At 52.0% G+C, this 22,560-nt stretch carries 21 protein-coding genes; 20 read left to right on the plus strand and 1 reads right to left on the minus strand.

All coding sequences use genetic code 11. The annotated features are described in order from the left end of the window. Both PLD04_04280 and PLD04_04285 read left to right on the plus strand, forming a co-directional pair. Window positions 1-2,909, plus strand: a 2,909-nt coding sequence (locus PLD04_04280; GenBank protein HXK67537.1) for an Ig-like domain-containing protein, incomplete at its 5' end; no start/stop codon positions are given. Between the two features lie 264 nt (window positions 2,910-3,173). Continuing rightward, complete coding sequence (locus PLD04_04285; protein ID HXK67538.1) at window positions 3,174-5,597, plus strand: serine/threonine-protein kinase; 2,424 nt, start codon at window positions 3,174-3,176, stop codon at window positions 5,595-5,597. A gap of 153 nt (window positions 5,598-5,750) precedes the next feature. Here the strand turns inward: PLD04_04285 and dnaA are convergent, their stop codons facing one another. After that, a complete protein-coding gene (gene dnaA / locus PLD04_04290) occupies window positions 5,751-7,031 on the minus strand; it encodes a chromosomal replication initiator protein DnaA (protein ID HXK67539.1) in 1,281 nt (426 codons plus the stop codon). 136 nt (window positions 7,032-7,167) lie between these two features. Between dnaA and rpmH the strand changes: the two genes are divergently transcribed. From rpmH to PLD04_04380, 18 genes are all read left to right on the plus strand, one after another. Further along, window positions 7,168-7,302 carry a 50S ribosomal protein L34 gene (gene rpmH, locus PLD04_04295; GenBank protein HXK67540.1) on the plus strand — a complete coding sequence of 45 codons (135 nt, stop codon included), beginning with the start codon at window positions 7,168-7,170 and terminating at the stop codon, window positions 7,300-7,302. Next, a complete protein-coding gene (rnpA, locus tag PLD04_04300) occupies window positions 7,244-7,651 on the plus strand; it encodes a ribonuclease P protein component (GenBank protein ID HXK67541.1) in 408 nt (135 codons plus the stop codon). The genes rpmH and rnpA overlap by 59 nt, the downstream gene beginning before the upstream one ends. Further along, the gene (gene yidD, locus PLD04_04305) at window positions 7,630-7,869 is read left to right on the plus strand and encodes a membrane protein insertion efficiency factor YidD (protein HXK67542.1); all 240 of its coding nucleotides are present in this window, start codon (window positions 7,630-7,632) and stop codon (window positions 7,867-7,869) included. The genes rnpA and yidD overlap by 22 nt, the downstream gene beginning before the upstream one ends. Next, window positions 7,842-9,419, plus strand: coding sequence for a membrane protein insertase YidC (yidC, locus tag PLD04_04310; protein HXK67543.1), 1,578 nt, complete (start codon window positions 7,842-7,844; stop codon window positions 9,417-9,419). The genes yidD and yidC overlap by 28 nt, the downstream gene beginning before the upstream one ends. A gap of 5 nt (window positions 9,420-9,424) precedes the next feature. Next, entirely contained in the window at window positions 9,425-10,036 is a 612-nt protein-coding gene (locus PLD04_04315; GenBank protein HXK67544.1) for a R3H domain-containing nucleic acid-binding protein, read from the plus strand. Then, window positions 9,984-11,339, plus strand: a complete 1,356-nt coding sequence (mnmE, locus tag PLD04_04320) for a tRNA uridine-5-carboxymethylaminomethyl(34) synthesis GTPase MnmE (protein HXK67545.1) — start codon at window positions 9,984-9,986, stop codon at window positions 11,337-11,339. The genes PLD04_04315 and mnmE overlap by 53 nt, the downstream gene beginning before the upstream one ends. Continuing rightward, the gene (mnmG, locus tag PLD04_04325) at window positions 11,336-13,189 is read left to right on the plus strand and encodes a tRNA uridine-5-carboxymethylaminomethyl(34) synthesis enzyme MnmG (GenBank protein ID HXK67546.1); all 1,854 of its coding nucleotides are present in this window, start codon (window positions 11,336-11,338) and stop codon (window positions 13,187-13,189) included. Before mnmE ends, mnmG begins: the two co-directional genes overlap by 4 nt. Continuing rightward, window positions 13,167-13,796, plus strand: a complete 630-nt coding sequence (locus PLD04_04330; GenBank protein HXK67547.1) for a 16S rRNA (guanine(527)-N(7))-methyltransferase RsmG — start codon at window positions 13,167-13,169, stop codon at window positions 13,794-13,796. Before mnmG ends, PLD04_04330 begins: the two co-directional genes overlap by 23 nt. Further along, window positions 13,796-14,557, plus strand: coding sequence for a ParA family protein (locus tag PLD04_04335; protein ID HXK67548.1), 762 nt, complete (start codon window positions 13,796-13,798; stop codon window positions 14,555-14,557). Before PLD04_04330 ends, PLD04_04335 begins: the two co-directional genes overlap by 1 nt. Then, complete coding sequence (locus tag PLD04_04340; protein HXK67549.1) at window positions 14,554-15,399, plus strand: ParB/RepB/Spo0J family partition protein; 846 nt, start codon at window positions 14,554-14,556, stop codon at window positions 15,397-15,399. Before PLD04_04335 ends, PLD04_04340 begins: the two co-directional genes overlap by 4 nt. After that, window positions 15,383-15,757: a polymer-forming cytoskeletal protein gene (locus PLD04_04345; protein ID HXK67550.1), complete on the plus strand. Its 375-nt coding sequence runs from the start codon at window positions 15,383-15,385 to the stop codon at window positions 15,755-15,757. The genes PLD04_04340 and PLD04_04345 overlap by 17 nt, the downstream gene beginning before the upstream one ends. Window positions 15,758-15,850: 93 nt before the next feature. After that, window positions 15,851-17,767, plus strand: coding sequence for a SurA N-terminal domain-containing protein (locus tag PLD04_04350; protein ID HXK67551.1), 1,917 nt, complete (start codon window positions 15,851-15,853; stop codon window positions 17,765-17,767). Next, window positions 17,767-18,342, plus strand: coding sequence for a Holliday junction branch migration protein RuvA (gene ruvA, locus PLD04_04355; protein HXK67552.1), 576 nt, complete (start codon window positions 17,767-17,769; stop codon window positions 18,340-18,342). Before PLD04_04350 ends, ruvA begins: the two co-directional genes overlap by 1 nt. Continuing rightward, on the plus strand, window positions 18,342-19,364 hold the full coding sequence (ruvB, locus tag PLD04_04360; protein ID HXK67553.1) for a Holliday junction branch migration DNA helicase RuvB: 1,023 nt from the start codon (window positions 18,342-18,344) through the stop codon (window positions 19,362-19,364). The genes ruvA and ruvB overlap by 1 nt, the downstream gene beginning before the upstream one ends. A 2-nt stretch (window positions 19,365-19,366) precedes the next feature. Beyond that, the gene (locus PLD04_04365) at window positions 19,367-20,233 is read left to right on the plus strand and encodes a diacylglycerol kinase family lipid kinase (GenBank protein ID HXK67554.1); all 867 of its coding nucleotides are present in this window, start codon (window positions 19,367-19,369) and stop codon (window positions 20,231-20,233) included. Then, entirely contained in the window at window positions 20,230-21,129 is a 900-nt protein-coding gene (locus tag PLD04_04370; GenBank protein ID HXK67555.1) for an EamA family transporter, read from the plus strand. Before PLD04_04365 ends, PLD04_04370 begins: the two co-directional genes overlap by 4 nt. Continuing rightward, on the plus strand, window positions 21,126-22,097 hold the full coding sequence (locus PLD04_04375; GenBank protein HXK67556.1) for a class I SAM-dependent methyltransferase: 972 nt from the start codon (window positions 21,126-21,128) through the stop codon (window positions 22,095-22,097). Before PLD04_04370 ends, PLD04_04375 begins: the two co-directional genes overlap by 4 nt. 7 nt (window positions 22,098-22,104) lie before the next feature. Beyond that, a complete protein-coding gene (locus PLD04_04380) occupies window positions 22,105-22,521 on the plus strand; it encodes a hypothetical protein (protein ID HXK67557.1) in 417 nt (138 codons plus the stop codon). Window positions 22,522-22,560: the final 39 nt, after the last annotated feature.

Here is a 22,560-nt window from a genome sequence, read left to right on the forward strand (position 1 = left end):
TCCAGACCCATACCGACGGCAGCGGTGCCGACGAGGACATCTGGATCGACGATATTCGCATCGAAGAAACACCTACTCCCGTTACCCTTTTCCCTCCCGACTCCGTCACCACGTCGACAATGCACATCGACTGGACCGAGTATGCAGGCGGAGATTTCAAGCAGTACGAACTCTACCGTCACACCTCTACGGGCGTGACCTTAAGCCACACTCTGATCGCCGTCATTACCGACCAGGGAACAACCGACTTCAGCGATACGGGGCTCCAGCTCCGCAGGACCTACTACTACAAAGTCTACGTAAGAAACATCTACGACACGATGACCCCCTCCAACGAGGCGTCAGCCACGACGCTTGGGTGGACGATGGGAGAGATCGACACCTTCGAGACCCCCAATGACCGATGGATCCTGGAAGGCGGATGGACTCGCCTCGCCGGGGTTGGATATGAAGGAAGCACAGCCCTCGTGGACTCCATCGGTGATTATCCTTCCTCATCCGACAGCCTCCCCCTGACAGCCACAACCGGTGTCGATCTCTCGACGTCGGTGTGGCCGATTCTGGTCTTCAAGGATCGTCATACTTTTGAACTGAACAACGACTGGGGTGTTGTTGAGGTTTCGACCAACCTTGGAGGAGGGTGGACCCGTGTTTATTCCGTCACGGGAACCCGGAACGAGTGGAGGGAAGCCAGAATCGACCTTAGCCCCTTTAAACCCGTTTCACAGGTGTGGATCCGTTTCCGTACCACGACGAATGGATGCTGCACAGTAGCGGACGGTTGGCTCCTGGACGATGTAACGATTATGGAGAACCCCCACGTCCCCATTGCCTATCCCTACCAGAACTCATTCGAAGAGGGACTGGTTGATTTTCTAAACAGCCACTGGTCCACGACAACCGACCAGCCGAAGGAGGGAGCCACGGCGGTAGTCTCCACACCGGGGATCAACCTCTACCCCTCCACCGAACTGTGGCTGAACCTTGCGGGAGAGATGGATTTGTCTTCTGCAACCAATCCATCCCTGCATTTCTGGGTACGTGGCCACCTGGGTTATCACACGTGGTTCCGGGTCCAGGTTTCCACCAATGGCGGGATTTCATGGTCTGAGATCGCGTCCTGCAACCTGAATTACTACTGGACCTCCGACACGACGTGGGTGAAGCTGACGGCCGACCTTTCCTCCTTCAGAGTTCCCGGCGTGCGCTTCCGCTTCCGGGCCAATACCGACGGCAGCGGTGCCGATGAAGAGATGGTTCTGGACGCTATTCGATTCGGGGAGCCGGAGCCCACAGCACCTCAGCTGTATGCACCGACAGAGGGAACCATCGTTAACGTCCTACGTCCTACGCTGGAAATTGTCAACGCCTTTGACCCGCAGTTCGATCCCCTCACCTACCGGTATGAGGTTTACAGCGACGGCACCCTGACCACGCTGGTGGCCCAGGTCCCGGCCGTGGCGGAGGGAAGCGGAATAACCGGCTGGACCCTGGATGTAAACCTGGCTGATAACGCGCAGTACTGGTGGAGGTGCCGGGCCAATGACGGAACGCTGGATGGTCCATGGATGGAGACGGCCTCGTTCTATGTACACGAGACGAATACGCCGCCATTGACCATTACGATCGCTGGCCCTCCCAACGGGGCTACACTATGGGGACCAGAGGGAGCGCTCTCCTGGTATCCGACAACCGACCCGGATGTAGGGGATACGATTGATTCGTACCATATTCAGGCTGACGACGATCCCTCATTTGCCTCGCCTGAAATCAACGATGAGACCCTTGTCCCTCCAGACATGCTTCTTCCCCAGCCAACTATAGCGATCGATCTCGGGTCCCTGGCAGGTTACTCCAACCTGAATTCAGAAATAAAATATTACTGGAGAATACGTGCAACGGACAGCAGGGGACTTTCTTCTGCATGGACGAACGGAACTCATAATTTTATCTTCATCCTGGATGCGAATGAGCCCGAAGCACTTTTCACATCACCAACCAATGGAGAGACAATAACGAATACCCCTGTGAGCCTGACAGGCACAGCCATCGACGATGGGGGCGTTAATTTTGTGGAGGTATCGACCAATGGAGGCACTTCCTGGGATCGGGCATCCGGTGTATCCCCCTGGTCTTCATCCTGGTCTGTAAACCAGAATGGTATCTATAACTTGTTGGCACGGGCCACTGACCAGTCCGGGAAAATACAATCTTCACCCGATTCTATTACCGTTACCGTGGCTATTCCTACTATTCCTGTCAACCTTCAGGCCGTTGCCGGAAACACCATTGCCTTTCTCCGATGGAATGCCGTCCCGCTTTCAAATGTCTTAGGATATAACGTTCATGTCTCCTCAACTTCCATGGGACCGTACCTGCAGGTCAATACACTCATGATTGAAGAGACGGAATACCTTGTAACAGGGTTAACAAATGGGGAATCTTACTATCTTACCGTTACCACGATTCTTGATGGTGAAGCGGAAAGCGGGTATGCGGAAGAAATTGAGGTCGTACCCAATGGTCCTGGTGATCCATCCATCATTTACGGCGTGCGTATTCTCAAAGCCCTCCCTGACGACGTGGAAATTCACTTCTACGAATCAACGACGGACCCGGGAACAGGCGTGGAACCCTGCGATCATTACAACGTCTATGGCGACCAAAACCCCGATTTCATCCCGGACATCCCGGGCCATACCAATCTGGTTACCTCGTCTTCAGGATCTCCTGCCTTTCATGGTGGTGCATTGAATGACGATCTAATCTGGTTCTACCGTATCACCGCCGTGGACAGCCTGGGAAATGAAAGCGATCCTGGCTCCTACACAAAACGAATTACCACTCACGAATTTTTACAACAAATACAAAAGGAGGCTATGAATTCAAACTTATCAAGAATTCGATGATCGGATCTTTACTGCTCTACGCAGAATGTAATGATCCAAAATCGACCCGTCAGGATTAAGAAGGTTCTATACTTTGGATTCTGTTTTCTAATAATCAATCCATTATGATTGAATATGCAATTATTAGAAATCGAAGAACACCTTTGCCTTACATTATTTCTTTTCAATTGTTGATTTTTAATTACCATGCATTCTGACAGAACTCATACGTTTCAACCAGATTCTGAATATGAAGAGACAAAACCTCTACCTACCGGGATCCGTATGGCCGATCGATTTGAACTGGTTCGTCCTCTGGGACGCGGCGGAATGGGTGAAGTTTATGAAGCGTTCGATCACAGCCTGAAGCAGAAGGTAGCCATAAAAATCTTCCAAAAATCGACTACCTCTCCCCTTGCACTGGAGCGGATCCGCAGGGAGGTCGCCTCATCCCGAAACGTCCAACACCCCAACCTGGTTCAATACCATGATTTTCACGAAGACCCGGCGTATTACATTCTTTCCATGGAGCTTGTCCAGGGGGTTACCTGCAAGTCCTATCTGCAAGAACACGGCTCCATGAGCGAGTCTCAAATCCGTTCCTTCCTTTCCGATATTGTGCCGGCCCTCCAGCTTCTTCATGAAAGAGGCATTGTTCATCGGGACGTAAAGCCAGGGAATCTTTTTTATACCGATTCCGGCCATTTTAAGCTGGGTGATTTCGGCGTCGTCCATGTGATCGATGATGCGACGCTTACACGGACAGGGGACGCCATGGGGACCATTCAGTACATGTCTCCTGAGGCCCTATCAGGCAAGGAGCCAGGGTCCCCGGCCGATTACTACGCCCTTGGAATCACCTTATATGAACTGATATCAGGAAAGATGCCCTTCAACGGAACGATGGGGGAAATTGTGAAAGCTCACATCTCTTCTCCTCCTCCTGTTCTGCCGAGAGAATACCCTTCAACCCTTCGTGCGTTGATTTCAGGACTCCTCCTGAAAAACCCGGAGAGACGGTGGTCCAGCAGGGAGATCGAACAGTTTCTCAACCAGAAAAGAATGCCCTGGCTACCTGGAAAGAAAAGGAAAGTGGCAGTTTCTCTCTTTGTCATTTGCATGGTGTTGGCCCTCTCCTTTCTTATTCCTTCCCTGATGATTCCCAATCCTTCTCACTTGAAAGTTCAGAAGACTGTCGTCAGTTGCTATGCCGGCAAAACATTTCTATGGAAAAAGAATTCCAGCGGGACTCAGAACAACGTTCTTTTTGATATGGATCAGGATGGAAAACGTGAGGCCTTTTTAAGTCAGGTACTGAAAATACCCGATTCGAAGGAAATTGAAATTCCGGCGTGGGAGGCAAATGGTAACTATTCCTATTCCATTCCTCTAAACCTGTCGATTTTTATAAACAACTTTGATCGTTTCAGTAATCATTATCTTCTTCTTTTTTTTCCTTTTTCAACAGACCATCTGCTGTTCAGCGTTCAACATCAACTTTACTTCCCGGGCGCTTTCTACCTCTGGAGTCCTCAGAGTCATTCCATTCAGTTTTATGCCATCACTTCAGGCCATCTCCATTCAGCAGCATCATGGAAAGATCGAGCCGTTTTTTATGGATCCAACAACGGACTCCTTCACCAATATGGCCTTTTAATATCAGGACCACTGAATTCTTTTACAAGAAGCATTTTTCAATCGGTGGATCACCTGAACCAGTTTCAGCATCAGAACATCCTGGCCTACCACCTCCTGGGGAACTATGGAAAAGCTGAATTTCATGACGACGGATCCATCAAGATCGTCGATTCCTCAGGGGATGAGGAGACGTTACGGGACGACTGCACTTTTTCCCATCAGAAAATTTCAAGCGGTCGACGTACCCTTGAACATCTTATGAACTACAAAAATATTCAGGATCTCATCCTGAATGGAAAGTTCTCTGACGCTGAAAACGCAGCATCATCCGAATGGGAAATAACCTCTCAGGAAGGTCTTTTTGGGTACAGTGTTCTCTTTGCCTCTCTTCAGGCTGAAGCTCAGGCGCGGTCAGGTAGAATTGACGAAGCAATCCTGACATGTCTTGACTCATATTCCACTTATCCCCGTTACGGCGAAGATTTGCCAGTTAAAGCCGGTTTGTTTGCCTACCTGTCCGGAGATTATCCAAAAGCTCTGGATATCTGGTCTTCCTCTATCGGAATGTTATACATGGGGCGTAGAAGTGAATCTTATACCTACAGGATTTACGCCGCGATTCTCTATGATCCGAAGCTTGCAGAAGAGCTTATATCAGGACGCGATGCACGGTTAAGCAAAACCGAACCATGGTATGAATATGCTCAATTCCAAAAGGGCTGGATTTCTCTTCTTGAAAAGAAAACTTCGGAGGCAAAAGAACTTTTTCAACCTGCATTGGAAACCCCAGGCATGGAAGAACATGTTGCGGGCTATTTTCTTGCCTCCCATTTCACAGGTACCTATTCGGACCGGGAATTTCAAGACTACCTGTCCAGGGGTGGCGGATTTCCCTTGGAACTTGAGTGGGTGAGTCACCTGTGCCATGGAAATCACGAGCAGGCTCATACGGTGTGGAGGGAGATGGTTCAGGATGCGTACCATAATTCCGGCACGGCTCTGATGGTTCCTCTTCTCAGGAAAGTATGCACCGTAAATGGGAGGGGTTCTCTGGTCGAAGATTCTCGATAGCAAATATTTATTATTTTCTTATTTATATTAATAAGAATAATACATATTAATATATAAACAACCTTAAGCCTGTGGAAAAGTGGAAAACTTTTAATAAATTCTAAATTTAAAGGTAGTTAGGATGAAAATACGCTTCGGAAAATCCTGCGGAGATCAGCGGAGGCCGTTCATCAGTTCTTCAAGGGTCTTGCGAAAATCCGGATTTTCCAGTCGAAGTTTCTCAATTTTATCCACAGAGTAGATGACGGTGGAGTGATGCTTGTTCCCAAAAAGTTTGCCGATCTCGGGAAAGGACATGTTGGTCATGGTTTTCAGGATCCACATGGCCACCTGGCGTGGGAAGGCAAATGTTTTGGCATTGCTCTTTCCCTTGATATCGGAAATTTTCAATCCGTAATAGTGGGCCACAACCTTGATGATCTTCTGAGGAGAAACCGGTGTGTCGTCAAGATTAATAATGCTCTTTAGAGCCTGGCGTGCCACTTCGGTGGAAAGTTCTTTACCGGTCAGGGAGGCAAAGGCCTTAACTCTTCGGTAGAGGCCTTCCAGATCACGAATGTTGGACCGCACGAGCTGGGAAATAAAAAGTGCAACCGGATCGGGCATTGTCACGCCCTCAAGCTCGGCTTTCTTCTTGAGGATCGCCACCTTCATTTCCAGATCAGGGGGCTGTATGTCCGCAAGGAGGCCCCATTCAAACCGGGACCTGAGTCGTTCCTCGAGGTGTTCAATTTCCCTGGGTAATCGATCTGAAGCCAGAACGACCTGTTTTTTGGCGTCGTAGAAAGCGTTGAACGTGTGAAACACTTCTTCCTGGGTTCGCTCTTTGGTACCGAGAAACTGTACGTCGTCCAGAAGGAGAACATCGGCCTGGCGGTAGTTATTACGGAATTCCATGAGGGCCTTATGACGAATGGCGTTGACAAGATCGGTATAAAAATCCTCAACTGACACATAAACGACGTTCAGGTCCGTAGTGGATTGGATGTACTGACCGACCGCCTGCATGAGATGCGTTTTTCCCAGCCCTGAATCCCCATAGATGAAGAGAGGATTATAGGAGATGGCCGGACTCTCGGCCACAGCCCTGGCGGCAGCATGTACGAACTGATTGGAGTCCCCCACGACAAAATTTTCAAAGGAAAAAGATGGATTCAAGGATGTACCCTTAACGCCCTTGCCCTTTTGTTTGTCCGGCTCCAGATCCACGGCGAAAGTCATGTCATAGGGAAATCCATAGGTTTCCTTGATCAGGTTCTCCAGAAGAGACTGAAAATTTTCCCGGATGGCTCGCGCATAGGTCTCATTGGGCACCTTCAGAACAATCTGGTGACCCGTAAATCCGACAAACCGCATGGGGCGAAACCATCGTTTAAACTCCGCTTCACCCACGGCATCAGCGAGATTTTTATGAAACAATTTCCATTTATCCATGGAGCCTTCCACAAGTTTTTATCAGCAAATTCCGCAATGGGGGAGCCATTATACCACCGGAAGAATCGGGTCACAACCTTGACCTTTAAACCTCTGTATGGTATGGTACTTGCCCTACATCTAGAGGAGGCATCTGATGAAGCGTACATACCAGCCCAACCGGCAGAAGAGGAAAAAAGTGCATGGTTTTCGTGCACGAATGTCCTCAAAAGGTGGCCGAAGGGTCCTTGCCAGCAGGCGTCGTAAAGGACGCTGGAGAATTGCCGTCTGAGTCTTTTCCCAGGTTAAGCCGATTACAGCACCGTAATCAGTTCCAAAAAGTATTCAAAGCGGGAAAGCGGTTTAAAGGCCAAACATTTACTCTTATCGCCACGCCGGGTGATGACGGTCTAGCACGCCTGGGATTGACCGTCAAAAAAACAGTCAACGGAGTCATACGAAACAGAATGAGACGCCGCTTGAAAGAGCTGTACAGAAGGCATCGCGATCTTCTCCCCATCTGCCCTGTGTGGCTTGTTATCCACGTACAGGCCAGGGGAGAAGTACCCTTCGACCGTCTGCACGATGATTATGTGGACACCCTTCGAAGGCTGAGAACATGGTTCGATTCATCCTTGTAACCATGGTCAGGACCTATCAGATTTTGATAAGCCCCCTTCTTCCATCTGCGTGTAGATTTACACCCACCTGTAGTGAATATGCGATAACCGCCATACGTACACATGGGCCGACCCGAGGAAGCTGGTTGAGCCTGAAACGTCTTTGTCGATGCCACCCGTTCCATCCGGGCGGGCACGATCCGGTGCCAACATGGAACGAAGAGTCCTCGTCGCGATAGCCCTGTCATTTCTTGTCCTGCTTGTATGGTTCAAGCTCTTTCCTCCCCCCAAACCGGAGGAAGCCAGAGAACCTGCCGCCATACAGGAGGTCCAGGAACCAGCAGAAATTCAGGTGACGGAAACAACCGCACCTGAAACACCAGCTCCCAGGGCCGATGCTCCCGAGATTCCGGCAGAACCGATGCCCATTGTGGAAGGTCTTCCCGGACAGGAGACCATTCTGTCCAATGAACGGGTAGCGTTTTCCATCGACAGCAGGGGCGCAGCCATTCGACACATTCGATTGGAACACCATCAGACCAACAAAGGACAGCCTGTTGATCTTTTACCCCATTTACCGCTGCATCTTGAATTTCAGGATCATGAAGATCTGACAAAGCTGATTGAAGAAGCACCCTTCCAGATGGTCCAATCCAAGGGCCGAGTGGAGTATACCTTTGGAAATGGAACCGTATGGATTCACCGGACCTACGCCCTCGAGGGAGATTTCCTGTCCTTTGAAGTTGAGGTCAAAGGAGTTCCAGAAGACTCCTGGGCCTTGACCCTGGGTCCCGTTTTGAGAGAGCTGGATGAAAGTGAAGCCAAGAGCAAGTTCATACAGGTCGCTCAATTTGTGGCATTTGAGTCTGAAAAACCGGAAAGAACAGCATCGAAGAAGCTGAAGGAAAAACTGACCATACAACAACCCCGGGGAGCCTATTACGGATTGGATGGCCGGTACTTTTCTGCCATCATTTTCCCGGAATCGGAGCTGGCCTCCATTCAGGCCGTAGCTGTGGAGGATGAAGTCAAAGTAACGTTTCTGCCCAAAGGCAATACCTTTACTGGAAACCTGTTTGCAGGCGGGAAACGTTATGATCAGCTGCTGTCAATGGATTCGCGTCTGGCGGCCCTGATCGATTTCGGCATGTTTTCCTTTATCGCGAAACCGATGCTCTGGATGTTGAACTGGCTGCATTCTCACGGGACCAACTACGGTCTGGCCATCATCATCCTGACGCTGATTATCCGGATCATCCTTTTTCCTCTCACGCACAAACAGCTCAAGTCGATGAAGGCGATGCAGAAACTTCAGCCTAAGATTGAGCGATTGAAGACGAAATATAAGAAACACAAAACCGACCCGGATGAACGGGCAAAAATGAACCAGGAAATGATGGAGCTTTACCGTGAAGAAGGGGTGAATCCCCTCGGCGGATGTCTTCCCCTCCTGGTCCAGCTGCCGATTCTCTGGGCGTTCTACATGCTTCTTTCGACGGCCATTGAGCTTCGACACGCCCCGTTTTTTCTATGGATCGTCGATCTTTCCGCTCCCGATCCTTTCTATGTCACCCCGATTCTCATGGGGGCAGCCATGCTGATCCAGCAGATCATGACCCCCACGGCAGGTTCCGCCTCCCAGAGAAAAATGTTCCTGATTATGCCGATTGTCTTTACCTTTGTCTTTCTGGGATTCCCATCAGGACTTGTATTGTACTGGCTTACGAACAACGTCTTCCAGATCATGCAGACGGTTGTATATCAGCATTTAGAGAAGAAGGAGGCCTGATCTCCATGGTTGTCAAAAAAACCTTTTCAGGCAAAACACTGGATGAAGCCCTCGAGGCTGCCACCCGCGCCTATCGCAAACCCAGGGAAGAAATAGAGTACAGGGTTCTTGTAGAGAAAAAGAGTCTATTTGGCCTGGCCAAGATGGTAACCGTCGAAGTTATCGAGACGGAATTTCCGCCTGTCATTCGGACCATTCTGAACAAGATTATTGTTGGCATGGGGCTCAGCCTGAGCTACGAAATCGATGCCGACGACGAAAGCCTTCAGATCGAGCTTACCGGCGACGATCTGGGTCTTGTTCTTCACCGGAACGGAGAGCTTCTTGATGCAATCCAGACTCTCGTGATTCAGGCCACCAAACAGGAAGATTGGGATCAGCGGGTTGTTGTGGATGCCGATGGATTCCGGGAAAAATTGCGGGCAAAACTTCAGCGGATGGCGCGGCAGACGGCGAACCGGGTTAAAAAGGAAGGTCGACCCAGAAAGCTGGAACCCCTTCCACCCCATCTCAGAAAGATCGTTCACCTGTCACTTTCCAAATCCAGGGATGTCGTAACCCACAGTGAGGGCAACGGCTATTTCAAACAGGTCATCATCTCTCCTCAGGACCGGTGACCCCATTGCTGCTTCGATAACGCCTCCGGGACGATCGAGTATCGCCGGAATTCGCGTTTCAGGTCGGGAGGTTGTGGACCGTCTTCAGATCCTTCTGGGAAAAGAGCTCCCGGACCATACCCTTGTAATTGGTGCCCTGGAGGGAATCGATACCGTCACAGCCGTGGCGTACCATGCTCCCCGGTCCTATACCGGAGAAGACGTTGTAGAACTGTTCTGCCACGGGAACCCTCTGGTCGTTCGACTGATTTTATCGCGACTTTACTCCGCCGGGTTTCGTCCTGCGGAACCGGGGGAATTCTCTATTCGGGCTGTTCTTCATGGAAAGATGGACCTCCTTCAGGCAGAAGGCGTCGCCATGGTGATCGATGCAGGAGAGGAATCGACCCTTGCGCAGGCATCTCGAACGCTGGAGGGAAAATTTTCTCATGAAATCAGGGCCTTGCGGGAAATGGTCGTGGATCTCCTCGGTGAGGTCCAGGCTGTCATCGAATTTCCGGAGGATGATCTTCCGCTGAATCGCCAGTCTTTGATCCGGACGATGGAGGTCGTGCTTCAAAAGGCACAAAACCTGCTTGCTTCATCGAGAAACCTGAACGCAAAACCCGGAATTACCATTACAATTGCCGGACCGCCCAACGTGGGAAAGTCCACGCTGTTCAATGCGCTTCTCGGGTGGGAACGGGCCATCGTTCATACGGAGCCCGGGACCACCCGGGACCATCTGGAAGAAAATCTTGAAATCCGGGGAGTTCCTGTGACGCTTCAGGATACCGCCGGGGTTCGCGAAGCCTTGGATACCGTTGAGGGAGAAGGCGTGAGGAGGACGAAAAATCTTCTGGAGGGATCGGACGCCGTCCTCTTTGTTGTGGACTCCACGGTGTGGACCCCGGAAACAGAAGCCCTGTGGGAATCTTTACTTCCTTCGAAAAAGCTTCTCATCTGGAATAAGGTGGATCTCTCGGCTCCTCCGGAATCCGTTGCAGGAATATCTTTAGCAGCGTCGGCTCTTCAGCGAATCGGCATCGAGGCGGTTCAGGAAAAGATCTCTTCCTGGATCGAAGATCTCGTCGAAACATGGTCCCAGTACACGTATGCGTTGAATCAAAGGCAAAAACAGGCATTGGAGACCTTTGTCGCGCGGCTGAATGACGCTATTGAGGGTGTCGATTCGAACCGGGGAGAAGAGGAAATCGCCTTTCTGATCCAGGAGGGTGTGGATCCTCTCTCTGCCCTCCTGGGGGAAATTACCCCCGATGAGGTCTTTCAGCGGGTCTTTTCGACCTTCTGTATCGGAAAATGAAACCCTATGACCTGATTGTCGTCGGGGGCGGGCACGCCGGAATTGAAGCGGCACACGCGGCTGCACGAATGGGTGCACAGACCCTGTTGATATCAATGAGCCTGGATGGTCTCGGAAAGATGTCCTGCAACCCGGCAATTGGAGGCGTATCCAAAGGGAATCTGGTTGTGGAGCTGGATGCCCTGGGGGGAATCATGCCCCTCGCAGCCGATGCCTGCTCCATCCAGACCCGAATTCTGAATCGATCCCGAGGGCCTGCGGTTCGCGGCCTCAGAGCCCAGGAGGATCGGGATGCCTACTCCCGCTGGATGAAGGTCCACCTGGTTCGGATTCCCGGTCTCATCGTCCGGCAGGGCGTGGTATCTGCACTATCGGTCAAGGGCGGAAAAATTCAGGGAGTGGAGGTGCTGGGAGAGGGGTTTATCCCATCCCGGGCCGTGATCCTGACAACCGGCACATTCCTGCGGGGGTTGATTCACATTGGCCTTGAGCACTATCCCGCCGGGCGTGCGAGTGAACCTCCCTCCACGCATCTCGCGGAAAGCCTCGAGCGGATCGGAATTCGTCTCGGACGTTTGAAGACGGGAACGCCGCCTCGTGTATTGAAAAGCAGTATCAATCTCGAAATACTTGAACGCCAGAACGGGGAAAGGGATACCCCGCCATTTTCCATAAGGTCACGGTCCCGATCGTCCAGGCAGGTTCCGTGTTACATCACCTACACCAGCGAGCGGGTCCACGATATTGTGCGGAACAATATCCAATACAGTCCCATGTACGCGGGTGTAATCGAGGGCCGGGGCCCGAGATATTGTCCTTCCATTGAAGACAAGGTCATGAAGTTCCCCCACCATCGGCGCCACCAGATCTTTATTGAGCCTGAAGGATGGAAAGACCCGGAAGTCTATCTGAATGGTGTCTCTACCAATCTTCCGCTTCCTGTTCAGGAAGAGATGATCCACGCCATCCCCGGTATGGAACGTGCCGTTATTGTTCGCCCCGGTTATGCCATCGAGTACGATTTTGCCGATCCCGCGCAGCTGCAGCACACATTGGAAGTACGAGAGGTTCAGAACCTTTACCTCGCCGGACAGATTAACGGGACATCCGGATACGAAGAAGCGGCGTGCCTGGGTTTTCTTGCGGGGGTCAATGCTGTTCTTTCCCTCCGGGGAGAGGAGCCTCTGGTCCTTCGCAGGGATGAGGCTTATATGGGAGTTATGGTTGACGATCTTGTCCTCAAAGGCGTGGATGAGCCTTACCGTATGATGACGGCCCGGGCCGAATTCCGCCTCCATCTGGGATATCAAACGGCCTACCGGAGGCTCGTTTCCCACGCGGAACGTCTGAGCATTATGACGAAGCGTACGTTGAATTCTGTGAAACAGCGGGAAGCGGATATTACGGAAGCCGTACGCGAACTCGAGATCCTTCCGGTCACGCCCGGCGCCGAAATGAAACAGCGTGTCATGGAAGAGTATGGGATAAACCTTCAAAAGGAAACGACGGCCGCCGGCCTTTTTCGTCGGGTGCGGGGGGAACTTTCGCGCATGCTTCGACTTCTCGGTCAGCCCGCCGAAGAAACCGGGGACTTCCTGGAGCGCATTTCCTATGATCTGATTTACCGTCATTATGCGGAGAAACAGGGCCAGCTCATGGAGGACCTGAAAAAATGGGAATCGATGTCGATCCCGATCGATCTGAAATATGAAACCATCCAGGGACTTTCCATGGAAATGGTGGAGAGACTTTCACATACACGACCCGGCACCCTGGCTCAGGCCATGCGGATTCCGGGAGTGACTCCTTCCGCGATCACGGCTCTCTATGTCTACCTCCGATCGAATTAAGTCCTTTGCCCGGTCTGTCGGATATGAGCCGACTCCTTTTCAGTGGGAATCCCTTGAGCGCTATGCAAATCTGGTCGTTGAATGGAACCGGGCCATCAACCTGGTTCGTTTCAGAAATCAGGAGGAACTGTGGATTCGCCATATTCTGGAACCCCTCATCCTTCTCCCCTCTCTACACGCACGCACGTTTGTCGACATTGGTGCCGGAGCGGGGTTTATGTCGATACCTGTTGCCATCTGCAGACCCGATATCGATGTCATCGGGCTGGAGTCTGCCCCCAAGCGAGCCGCCTTTCTGGCACGCGTAGTGCGGGAACTACAATTGCCTTACAGGCTGGTTCGTGATAGATTTGAACGATGGATTCCATCCAAAACGCTAGAAGATACGCTTGTTGTCGCCCGGGCTTTTCCTTCATGGGAGAAAGTGTTACCACCTCTATTGCGACGTTCGGAACCCGGCGCCTCGATCGCCCTCTTTGTCGGAGAGGACTGGGAAACACGTGTCGCCTCCTTTCTTCCCTTCTGGACCGTGTCTCTTGTGATGCCCATGCCTGAAAAAACCTCATCTTTTGTGGTCTTTCTCGGGAATGTTTCACGTGAAACATGATGCCGATCTACACGGTATCCAACCAGAAAGGCGGAGTGGGAAAGACCACGACAGCCGTTAACCTGGCCGCAGAGCTGGCCTTGCTTGGAAAGAAAATTCTTCTCGTCGACATCGATCCGCAGGCTAATGCAACCACGGGCCTGGGGTTTGGCAAGGATGAGGTTCACAACGTCTTCACCGTTCTCTTTAATAAAGTCTCCATCGATGATGCCATACGGGAAACCATTGTGCAGAATCTTTATATCGTACCGGCAAACCGGGATCTGGTTTCGGCAGAGATTAACCTGCATGACCTTCCCGACCGGGAATATCGATTGAAAACCGTTCTTGACGGAATACAAAAATCATACGATCTAATTTTTCTCGATACACCACCCTCTCTCGGTTTGTTAACCGTCAATGCTCTGGCTGCTGCGGACGCACTCCTGATACCGATTCAATGCGAGTATTACGCGTTGGAGGGCCTCTCCGACCTGGTGGGAACCGTAGATCGCGTCCGAGGTTCGCTGAATCCCTTTCTTGAGCTGGCCGGGATCGTTTTGACAATGGTGGATGAAAGGACGAATTTAAGCCAGCAGGTAGCGGATGAGGTGCGAAGATACTTCCCGGACAGGGTTTTTCAATCGATGATTCCCAGAAACGTCCGCCTCAGTGAATGCCCCAGTTTCGGGAAACCCATCAGCCTCTACGATCCGCGCTGTAAGGGTGCGGAAGCCTACCGAGAACTCGCGCTGGAATTTTTACAAAGGAGACTGGCATGAAACGCAATGCTCTGGGCCGGGGACTCGCGTCACTGATTCCTGAGGGTGAGGGTGCTCTCTCTCAGAGTATCCGTCTCGTGGACATCAACTCCATTGTTCCCAACCCCTATCAGCCACGTATGAAGATGGGAAAAGAGGAACTGCAGTCGCTTTCGGAAAGCCTGCAGCGAAACGGGATGATTCAGCCCGTACTCGTCACAAGAGGCGAGAAAGGATTTACCCTTGTGGCCGGTGAACGCCGGTATCAGGCGGCGAAGAGTCTGGGGTGGAAAACTGTTCCTGCCATCATCAAGGATCTCTCCACCCCTCTTGAGCTGCTGGAAGTTGCCCTTATTGAAAATCTTCAACGGGAAGATCTGGATCCCATTGAAGAAGCAAGAGCCTATGTGACACTGAAAGAAGAATTCAATCTCACCCAGGAAGAGATTGCGAAGCGGGTGGGACGCAGCCGTGCTGCCGTTGCCAACAGTCTCAGGTTGCTGGATCTCCCGGACGAGATCCAGTCCCTTCTTCGAGATGGAGCCCTGACTGCCGGGCACGCCAGAACTCTTCTCAGGGAAGGCTCTGAAGAAGCTCAGATTAAGCTGGCTCACGCCATGATGGGCGAAGGGTGGACCGTCCGGGAATCGGAACGGAGAATCCGTGAAAGAAAACCCAGGAAGAAACCCCGGGATCTTTTTGTGGTGGATGCTGAAGAACGTTTGATGCAGGTGTATAAAACGCGGATTGAGATCCGTCGACGCGGGAAACGGGGTATGATACGATTACATTTTCACTCGGAAGATGAGTTGATCCGAATCGTGGATACGCTAATGGGAGGACGTTATGGCAAGAAGCGGTGAACTCAACGGCTTTCTTGATGAAGGATGTCTGATCGAAGGTTCTGTCACCTTTCAGGATACACTCCGGGTTGATGGGAAGATCAAGGGAACGATCATCAGCCAGAAAGATCTGATTATCGGGCCTTCCGGATTTGTCGAGGGTGAGATCCACGTTGGTGTTCTGCAGGTATCGGGGACGGTGCGGGGTAAGGTAAAAGTATCGGGAAAGATCTTTATCCACAGAGGAGGAAAGGTCTTTGCCGATATCGATACTCCCAGCCTGATTATCGAGGAAGGAGCCGTTTTTCAGGGCGCCTGTTCGATGAACGGTGCCGGAAATCAGCAGCACACACGGCCCGAACCAGAACAAAAGGGTTGATGCAATTGCATTTTCTGCCCTTTTAGGGTACCCTTGTAAGGTTCATCTTTAAGAATGTTGAGGTAAACGACTATGTCGACACCGTTGAAGTACATGCGCGAAGAGTTTAAAAAGCTCCAGTGGGCGCTCTACCTTGTTATCCTTGCCTTTATCGTTCTCATCTTTGCGTCGTGGGGATCAGGGGGACGATTGGGTGGTAGTGAGCTCAGCGGTGATGTGGTTCTCCAGGTGGGTTCCACTTCCGTGACTGCGCAGGAGTTTTACAAGATCTACCAGAGGCAGGTTGATCTATACCGGCAGATTTATCGGGACAACTTCAACCCGGAAATGCTTCGAAGCATGAATGTGGCCGGTCAGGTAATCAACCAGATCGTTGAACGGGAAATTCTTGCCAACCAGGCTGTGAAAGCCGGAATTCAGATCAGCAATGATGATGTGTTCGAAGAGATTATGACCATTCCTGCCTTCAAGGACGAACAGGATCAATTTGTCGGGAAGGATCGGTACGTTCGCATTCTCCAGGCCAACCGTATGGAGGCTTCCACCTTTGAAGCCGACCTCCGAAAAGACCTTCTTGTACAGAAATATCGACAGCTTCTGAAAGATTCTCTCGTGATTCCCGAAATGGATATTCGCGAAGAGTACATGAAGCAAAGCGTCTCCTCGACGGTGAATTATCTCTTTGTTCAGGATTCGATCTTTGAATCCCAGGTAACCGTAACGGAAGAGGACCTTACAGTTTATTACGAGAGTCACCGGGACGAATTTGACAGGCCGGAGCGGAGAAAGATCACCTATCTCCTTGCAGACCTGGTCAAGATCAAGCCCACGATTCCCGTGGACGATGCTGCGATTACAACTTATTATGAAACTCATCAGGACGAGTTCCGCCAGGAAGAGCAGGTGGAGGCACGACATATCCTGATCAAAACCGATTCGCGTTCCGAGGAAGAAGCTCTGGCCCGGGCACAAAAGGTCAAAAAAGATATTGATGGAGGGATGGATTTCGCAGAGGCGGCGAAAAAATATTCGGAAGACCCGTCCAATGCACAGACCGGCGGGAACCTGGGATTTTTCGGTCGGGGCCGAATGGTTCCTCCCTTTGAAGAAGCGGCCTTCTCCCTGCCCGTCGGTACGGTATCCGATCCGGTAAAGACCTCTTTTGGATATCACATCATTGAGGTCATGAGCCACAAAAATGAAGGTGTCCGCCCTCTGGCGGAAGTTGAATTTATGATTCGAGATCGCCTGAGCCGGGATCGTGCCGAAGAGGCCGCCCGTCTCAAGGCGCAGGATATTTACGCCTCTCTGGCCGGGAAGGAAACGCTTACCGATGATGAACTTCGGTCCATTGCGGACAGCGATCCTGTCCTCACATTTAATACCACCGATTTCTTTGCGGACGGCGATACCGTTCCCGGAATCGGTAAAAATGACGAGTTTATGAGTGCCGTATTTTCCGCCGAGATGACGGTGGGCAAGATCACAGCGCCCATCAAGATCGGACGGGGATATGCCATCTGCCGTCTTGCGTCGGTTGAAGCTGCCGGGGTTCCGCCGCTGGAAAATATTAAAGATCAGGTGACAGCCAGTGTCCGGAAGAAGATGGCTCATGAAAAGGGACAGGAACGTCTTCTGGAGATGATAGCGGGAGGGTCCGACCTGGATGGTCTGGCCCGGGCCTTCAACCTTAAGATTAAAGAGGATCAACAGGTCCGTTATCTCTCGCCCATTCCCATTCTGGGAAACAAGAAGACTCTCCACGATACGCTGGCCAATGTACAGGTGGGCGTTTTGACCGACCCGATGGATGTCAATAATGGCTGGGCACTCTTTGTGGTGAAGGAGAGGAAGGCCCTTGACACAGAGGACTATGATAAGCAGAAGGATTCCATTCGGGACCGTCTGAAGGACCAGCAGGTTACCTCACTCATTCGTGCCGCCGTAGATTCACTGAAAGAAGAGACAAAAATTATTGTTAACCAGGAGTACCTGGCCCGACTCTCCTGATGATCGCATCCCTTTGCGGCGAAATCCAGACCCTGACTCCCTCCGCCTGTATCCTTCGGGTGGGGGGAGTTGGTTATTTCTGCCATATTCCCTTTTCGACCTTTCGTGCCATCAAGGACCGCCCTTCCCCGGTGACCCTGTGGACCCACACCCACGTCCGGGAGGACATCCTGGCCCTTTATGGCTTTGCGACGGAATCGGAACGGGAAGTCTTTCAGCGACTCATCGCCCTGAACGGAGTGGGTCCAAAAGTGGCTCTCTGCGTCCTGTCCGGCCTGGGTGCGGAGGAGATCGTTCGAGCGGTGCAAAACCAGGACGTGGCCGTTCTTGCTTCCATTCCAGGCATCGGTCCCAAGACAGCCAATCGGATCATCTTTGAACTCAAAGGCAAGCTTGACGATACACTGCCGGGGACTCCGTCATCTTCTATGAGATCCGATGCCCTTTCCGCTCTTGAGAATCTCGGGTATCGCTCCATTCAGGCTGCCCGGGCTGTAGATGCAGTCCTCCAGCGGAGTGGAGATATGGATCTGGAAGGAATCCTGGTGGAAGCTCTGAAGGATCTTTCCCGCTGATGGACAAGGATCTCCTTGCCTCAGGTCGACTCCGTGATGAGGAAGTCTGGGAACGAACGGTACGGCCTCGGAGCCTCGATGATTTCATTGGACAGAATGATATTAAAAAGAACCTTTCGGTCTTTATTCAGGCAGCACTGAAGAGGAATGAGACCCTGGACCACGTTCTTTTTTCTGGACCTCCGGGTCTCGGGAAGACGACACTGGCCCACATTATCGCGCTGGAAATGAACACGACCCTGAGGCTGGTTGCCGGGCCGTCAGTAGAAAAGGCCGGCGATCTTGCTGCAATCCTCACCAACCTCGAAAAGGGAGGGGTTCTCTTTATTGACGAAATTCATCGCCTCCACCCTGCGGTTGAAGAGATCCTGTACCCGGCCATGGAGGACTTCCGCCTCGACGTGATCATCGGACAGGGACCGGCCGCTCGAACCATGAAGATCAATCTTCCGCCCTTTACCCTCGTGGGCGCAACGACGCGATCAGGCTTGATCACGTCGCCTCTCCACTCACGATTTGGCATTGTGAACCGTTTGAATTATTACGACACAGAACCCCTTACGATGATCGTGAACAGGACGGCCCGGATCCTGGGGGTCGATCTCGATCCTGATGCGGCCATCGAGATTGCAAAACGGGGCAGGGGAACACCGCGTATCGCCAATCGCCTTTTCCGGCGCGTCAGGGATTTTGCCGACGTGGAGGGGGAGGGCGTGGTCACTCTTTCCATTACGCGGACCGCGCTCACGAGTATGAGTGTGGATGAATTTGGCCTGGACGACCTGGATCGAAAGATCATCACGATCATCATGGATCGTTTTGACGGCGGTCCCGTGGGTCTGAAGTCGATCGCCGCCTCTCTCGGTGAGGATCCCTCCACCCTGGAAGACGTTTACGAACCCTTTCTTGTTCAGGCTGGGTTCCTGGCCCGTACCCCCAGGGGGCGAGTGGTTACACCCCTGGCCTATCAGCATCTGGGAGTCAAAGTTCCACCGGGAAGCCAGGGAACCCTGGGCACCTGACAATGGCCAGAGGTATTCTCATCGCCAACCCTGCGGCTGGAAGGAAGGACAAACGGGCCGTGGTAGATACCCTTCTGAGAATGGCTCATGAATCGGGTCTTTCCCTGACGCTCGAATTGACTCAGTATGCGGGTCATGCAGGTGTTCTTGCCCGACAGGCCAGAGAAGAAAACCTTGATGCTGTTGCCGTGTTCGGGGGTGACGGCAGCATCCGGGAAGCCGGGGAATCTCTTATCCATTCCTATATTCCACTGTACATCCTTCCCGCCGGAACCTCCAATGTCCTGGCCCGCTCCCTCCAGATTCCCCTCAACCCTTTGAAGGCAGCGTCAATTTTTCGGGAAGGGAATATCGTAAACCTGGACGGGGGAACAGCCAATCATCATACGTTCTTCTTTATGTGCGGTGCCGGAATCGATGCGAACATCATGGCGGCTGCCCACATCCCCGCGAAAAAACTCCTGGGAAGGGCCTCTTTCTATCCAGCTGTCCTTCGAGAATTCTTTACCTACGACTTTCCCTTGCTTCACGTTGACGTGGATGGAGAAACTTTCTCAGGAAGCTACATCGCCGTGACCAATATCCCTCATTTTGCAGGTCCTTATCGCCTCTGTCCTCCGGCTCGCTATGATGACGGACTTCTGGATGTGGTGATTTTCAAGGGTAGAAGGCGAAGAGATTTCCTTAGCTATTTCTGGAGAATTAAGAAGGGAGACCTTCTTGACCGGCCCGATGTGGTTCATCGGAAGGGAAGAAATCTTCGCATTTCATCCGAATCACAGGTCCGGTACCAGTTGGATGGAGACACCATGGGAGAAGTCCCCGTTGAGATCAGGGTCATTCCCGGTGCTCTGAAAGTCGTTCGATGAAGGTTCTTCTCGGCTATCTCTACCTGTGTGCCGCCTGGGGAACGTCCTGGATGGTGATCAAGTTCTCCAATGCTGCATTTCCCCCGCTCATGGGCGCATCTTTCCGTTTCTGGCTTGCAGGTTTAATCCTTCTGGGAGTTGCGACTCTGTCAGGGAGCCTTCAAAGACTGGAAAGAAATGATCTCAAGCTTCTTCTCTGGACAGGGCTTCTGACCTTTAATATCGGGTACGGAATCGTGTATCTCGCAGAAATGCACATCGATTCCGGTATCGTGGCGACTCTCTTTGCAACCTTTCCGATTTTCTGTGCCTTTCTGGGGCACTGGCTGATTCCAGAGGAAAAACTCGGGATCCAGGGATTCCTTGGCGTCTTTCTCGGGTTCATTGGGGTAGCGGTTCTTTCCTTTCCAGGACTCGGCGGACCTTCCGTGGAAGACGTTCTCTGGATGCTTCTGGTCATTCTCTCGCCCTTCGCCTGTGCTCTGAACGTGGTTATGATCAAGAGAAGGGGGGATGCGCTTAATCCCTATACTCTCAACATCATACCCATGATTATGGGAGGGGCCGGGCTCATGGTGCTCTCCTTTCTGAGTGAAGATCTTTCCACGTTAAAGATTACGGTACCCGGGCTCATGGCCCTGGGGCACCTGACCATCGTGGTTACCGTCATTGCGTTTTCTCTTTACTATTGGTTACTGAAGCGTATGCCCCTGGTCCTGCTGTCCTCCACGGCCTATCTCTCCCTGATTCTTGCCGTGATTGCCGGATATGCCATTCTGGGAGAACCGGTCACACTGAGGAGAATCATGGGTATCGCATTTATCCTCGTCGGGGTTTCCCTCGTTCAAAGGGACCAGCGCGACGTGGCTGTCTTGGAACCTGTTCCCGGACCATGACCCACGATCCAAAATCTGCCAGGTCGGGGAAGTTCTGGGACGCCTGGCGCCGAGCGAGACAGGAGGAACCTGCGAACAGATGGTCGGACTGGTGGACCTGCCCCATTCTCATTCAGAGATTTTTTCAGAAAATTCTCAAAGAGCCCTGCTCCTCCGAGGAAATCTTTTTTAAGGCTCTCGCAAAGCGTGTTTCCTGGCCGGCCCATCCCCGAACACTGAGTCTCTGCGGAGGGATCGGAGATCTTGAGCTACGCCTGATCCGCTATGGCCTTCTGGGGGAGACGACGATTCTTGAGATCAGTGAGGAAGCCGTCAGGGAAGGAAGAAAACGGACGTCCGACAGCCCTGTTCCCGTCAAATTTGTTCAAAAAGATGCCAATACCGGAGAATTTGGGCGCGGAGAATACGACCTTGTCTTATCGAATTCTGCCCTTCATCATCTCGATAAACTGGAACAGGTCTCGGCCGGTATTGTCGATGCGATGAAGCCCAACGGAGTATTTATCTTCCAGGAATATACCGGACCGGACCGGTTTCAATGGGAGGAACCCTGGACTCGAGCTGCCCGGAGAATTCTCGGAGTTCTTTCCCGAAACAGGCCCGAACTTTCCATACCCCGGAGTCCCTGGATACCTTCCATAGAAGAGATCGAGACTCAGGACCCTACAGAGGCTATTCATTCTTCGCAAATTCTTCCGACTTTGAAATCGTTCTTCACCTTTCAGCTTCTTGCGCCAATGGGAGGCGCTCTCTACCAGATGCTCTTTCCACTCATCCTTCCTCTTCTGAATCCGGAGGATCCCGGAGATCATGCTCTTGTGGAAAGGATCTGCGCCATCGAGGATTCCTTAATGAACTCGTATGGATATTCCTCCCATTTTACCTTCGGTGTCGCCCGTCCGGCTCCTGCGGACAGCTGTGTTCAAATGAAGGTGCATGAAAGACCCGATCCCGGTGTGGTAGGATAGGCGAACCATGCATCTTCGTTCGATCCCCGTTCCCGCTCTCTCCCGATGGCAGATGATCTTCGCCCTCTTCCTGGTTCTGCAGGGCGCGTTTCCGGGCCATCTTGTCTATTGCACGTCAAAGGGAGGCCATGCCGAGATCGAGTGGAGCGGAGCGAGGTCAACAAGTTGCTGCCACACCGATACCCGTTTTCAGACTTCCTCCGCTGAACATGCTGACCATTTCCATGAGAATTCCTGTCACGATATTGAACTGATCAGACCCGGGCTGCCTGTCTCTCTACAGGGACCACCATCGTTCCCTGCCGGAAATCAATCGATATTTCCCGGTAAAGAATCTGTCAACTCAGGACGTACCGATCTCTCCACGCCGCCCTCCTTCTTTCGGCCTGTTTTTTTCCCGGATACCGATATTCTGCTGATCTGATCCTCCTGACCTGAGCTGTAAACTCAATTCAGGAGGAAA

The organism is Thermoanaerobaculia bacterium (assembly GCA_035593605.1).
Classification (GTDB): Bacteria; Acidobacteriota; Thermoanaerobaculia; order UBA2201; family DAOSWS01; genus DAOSWS01.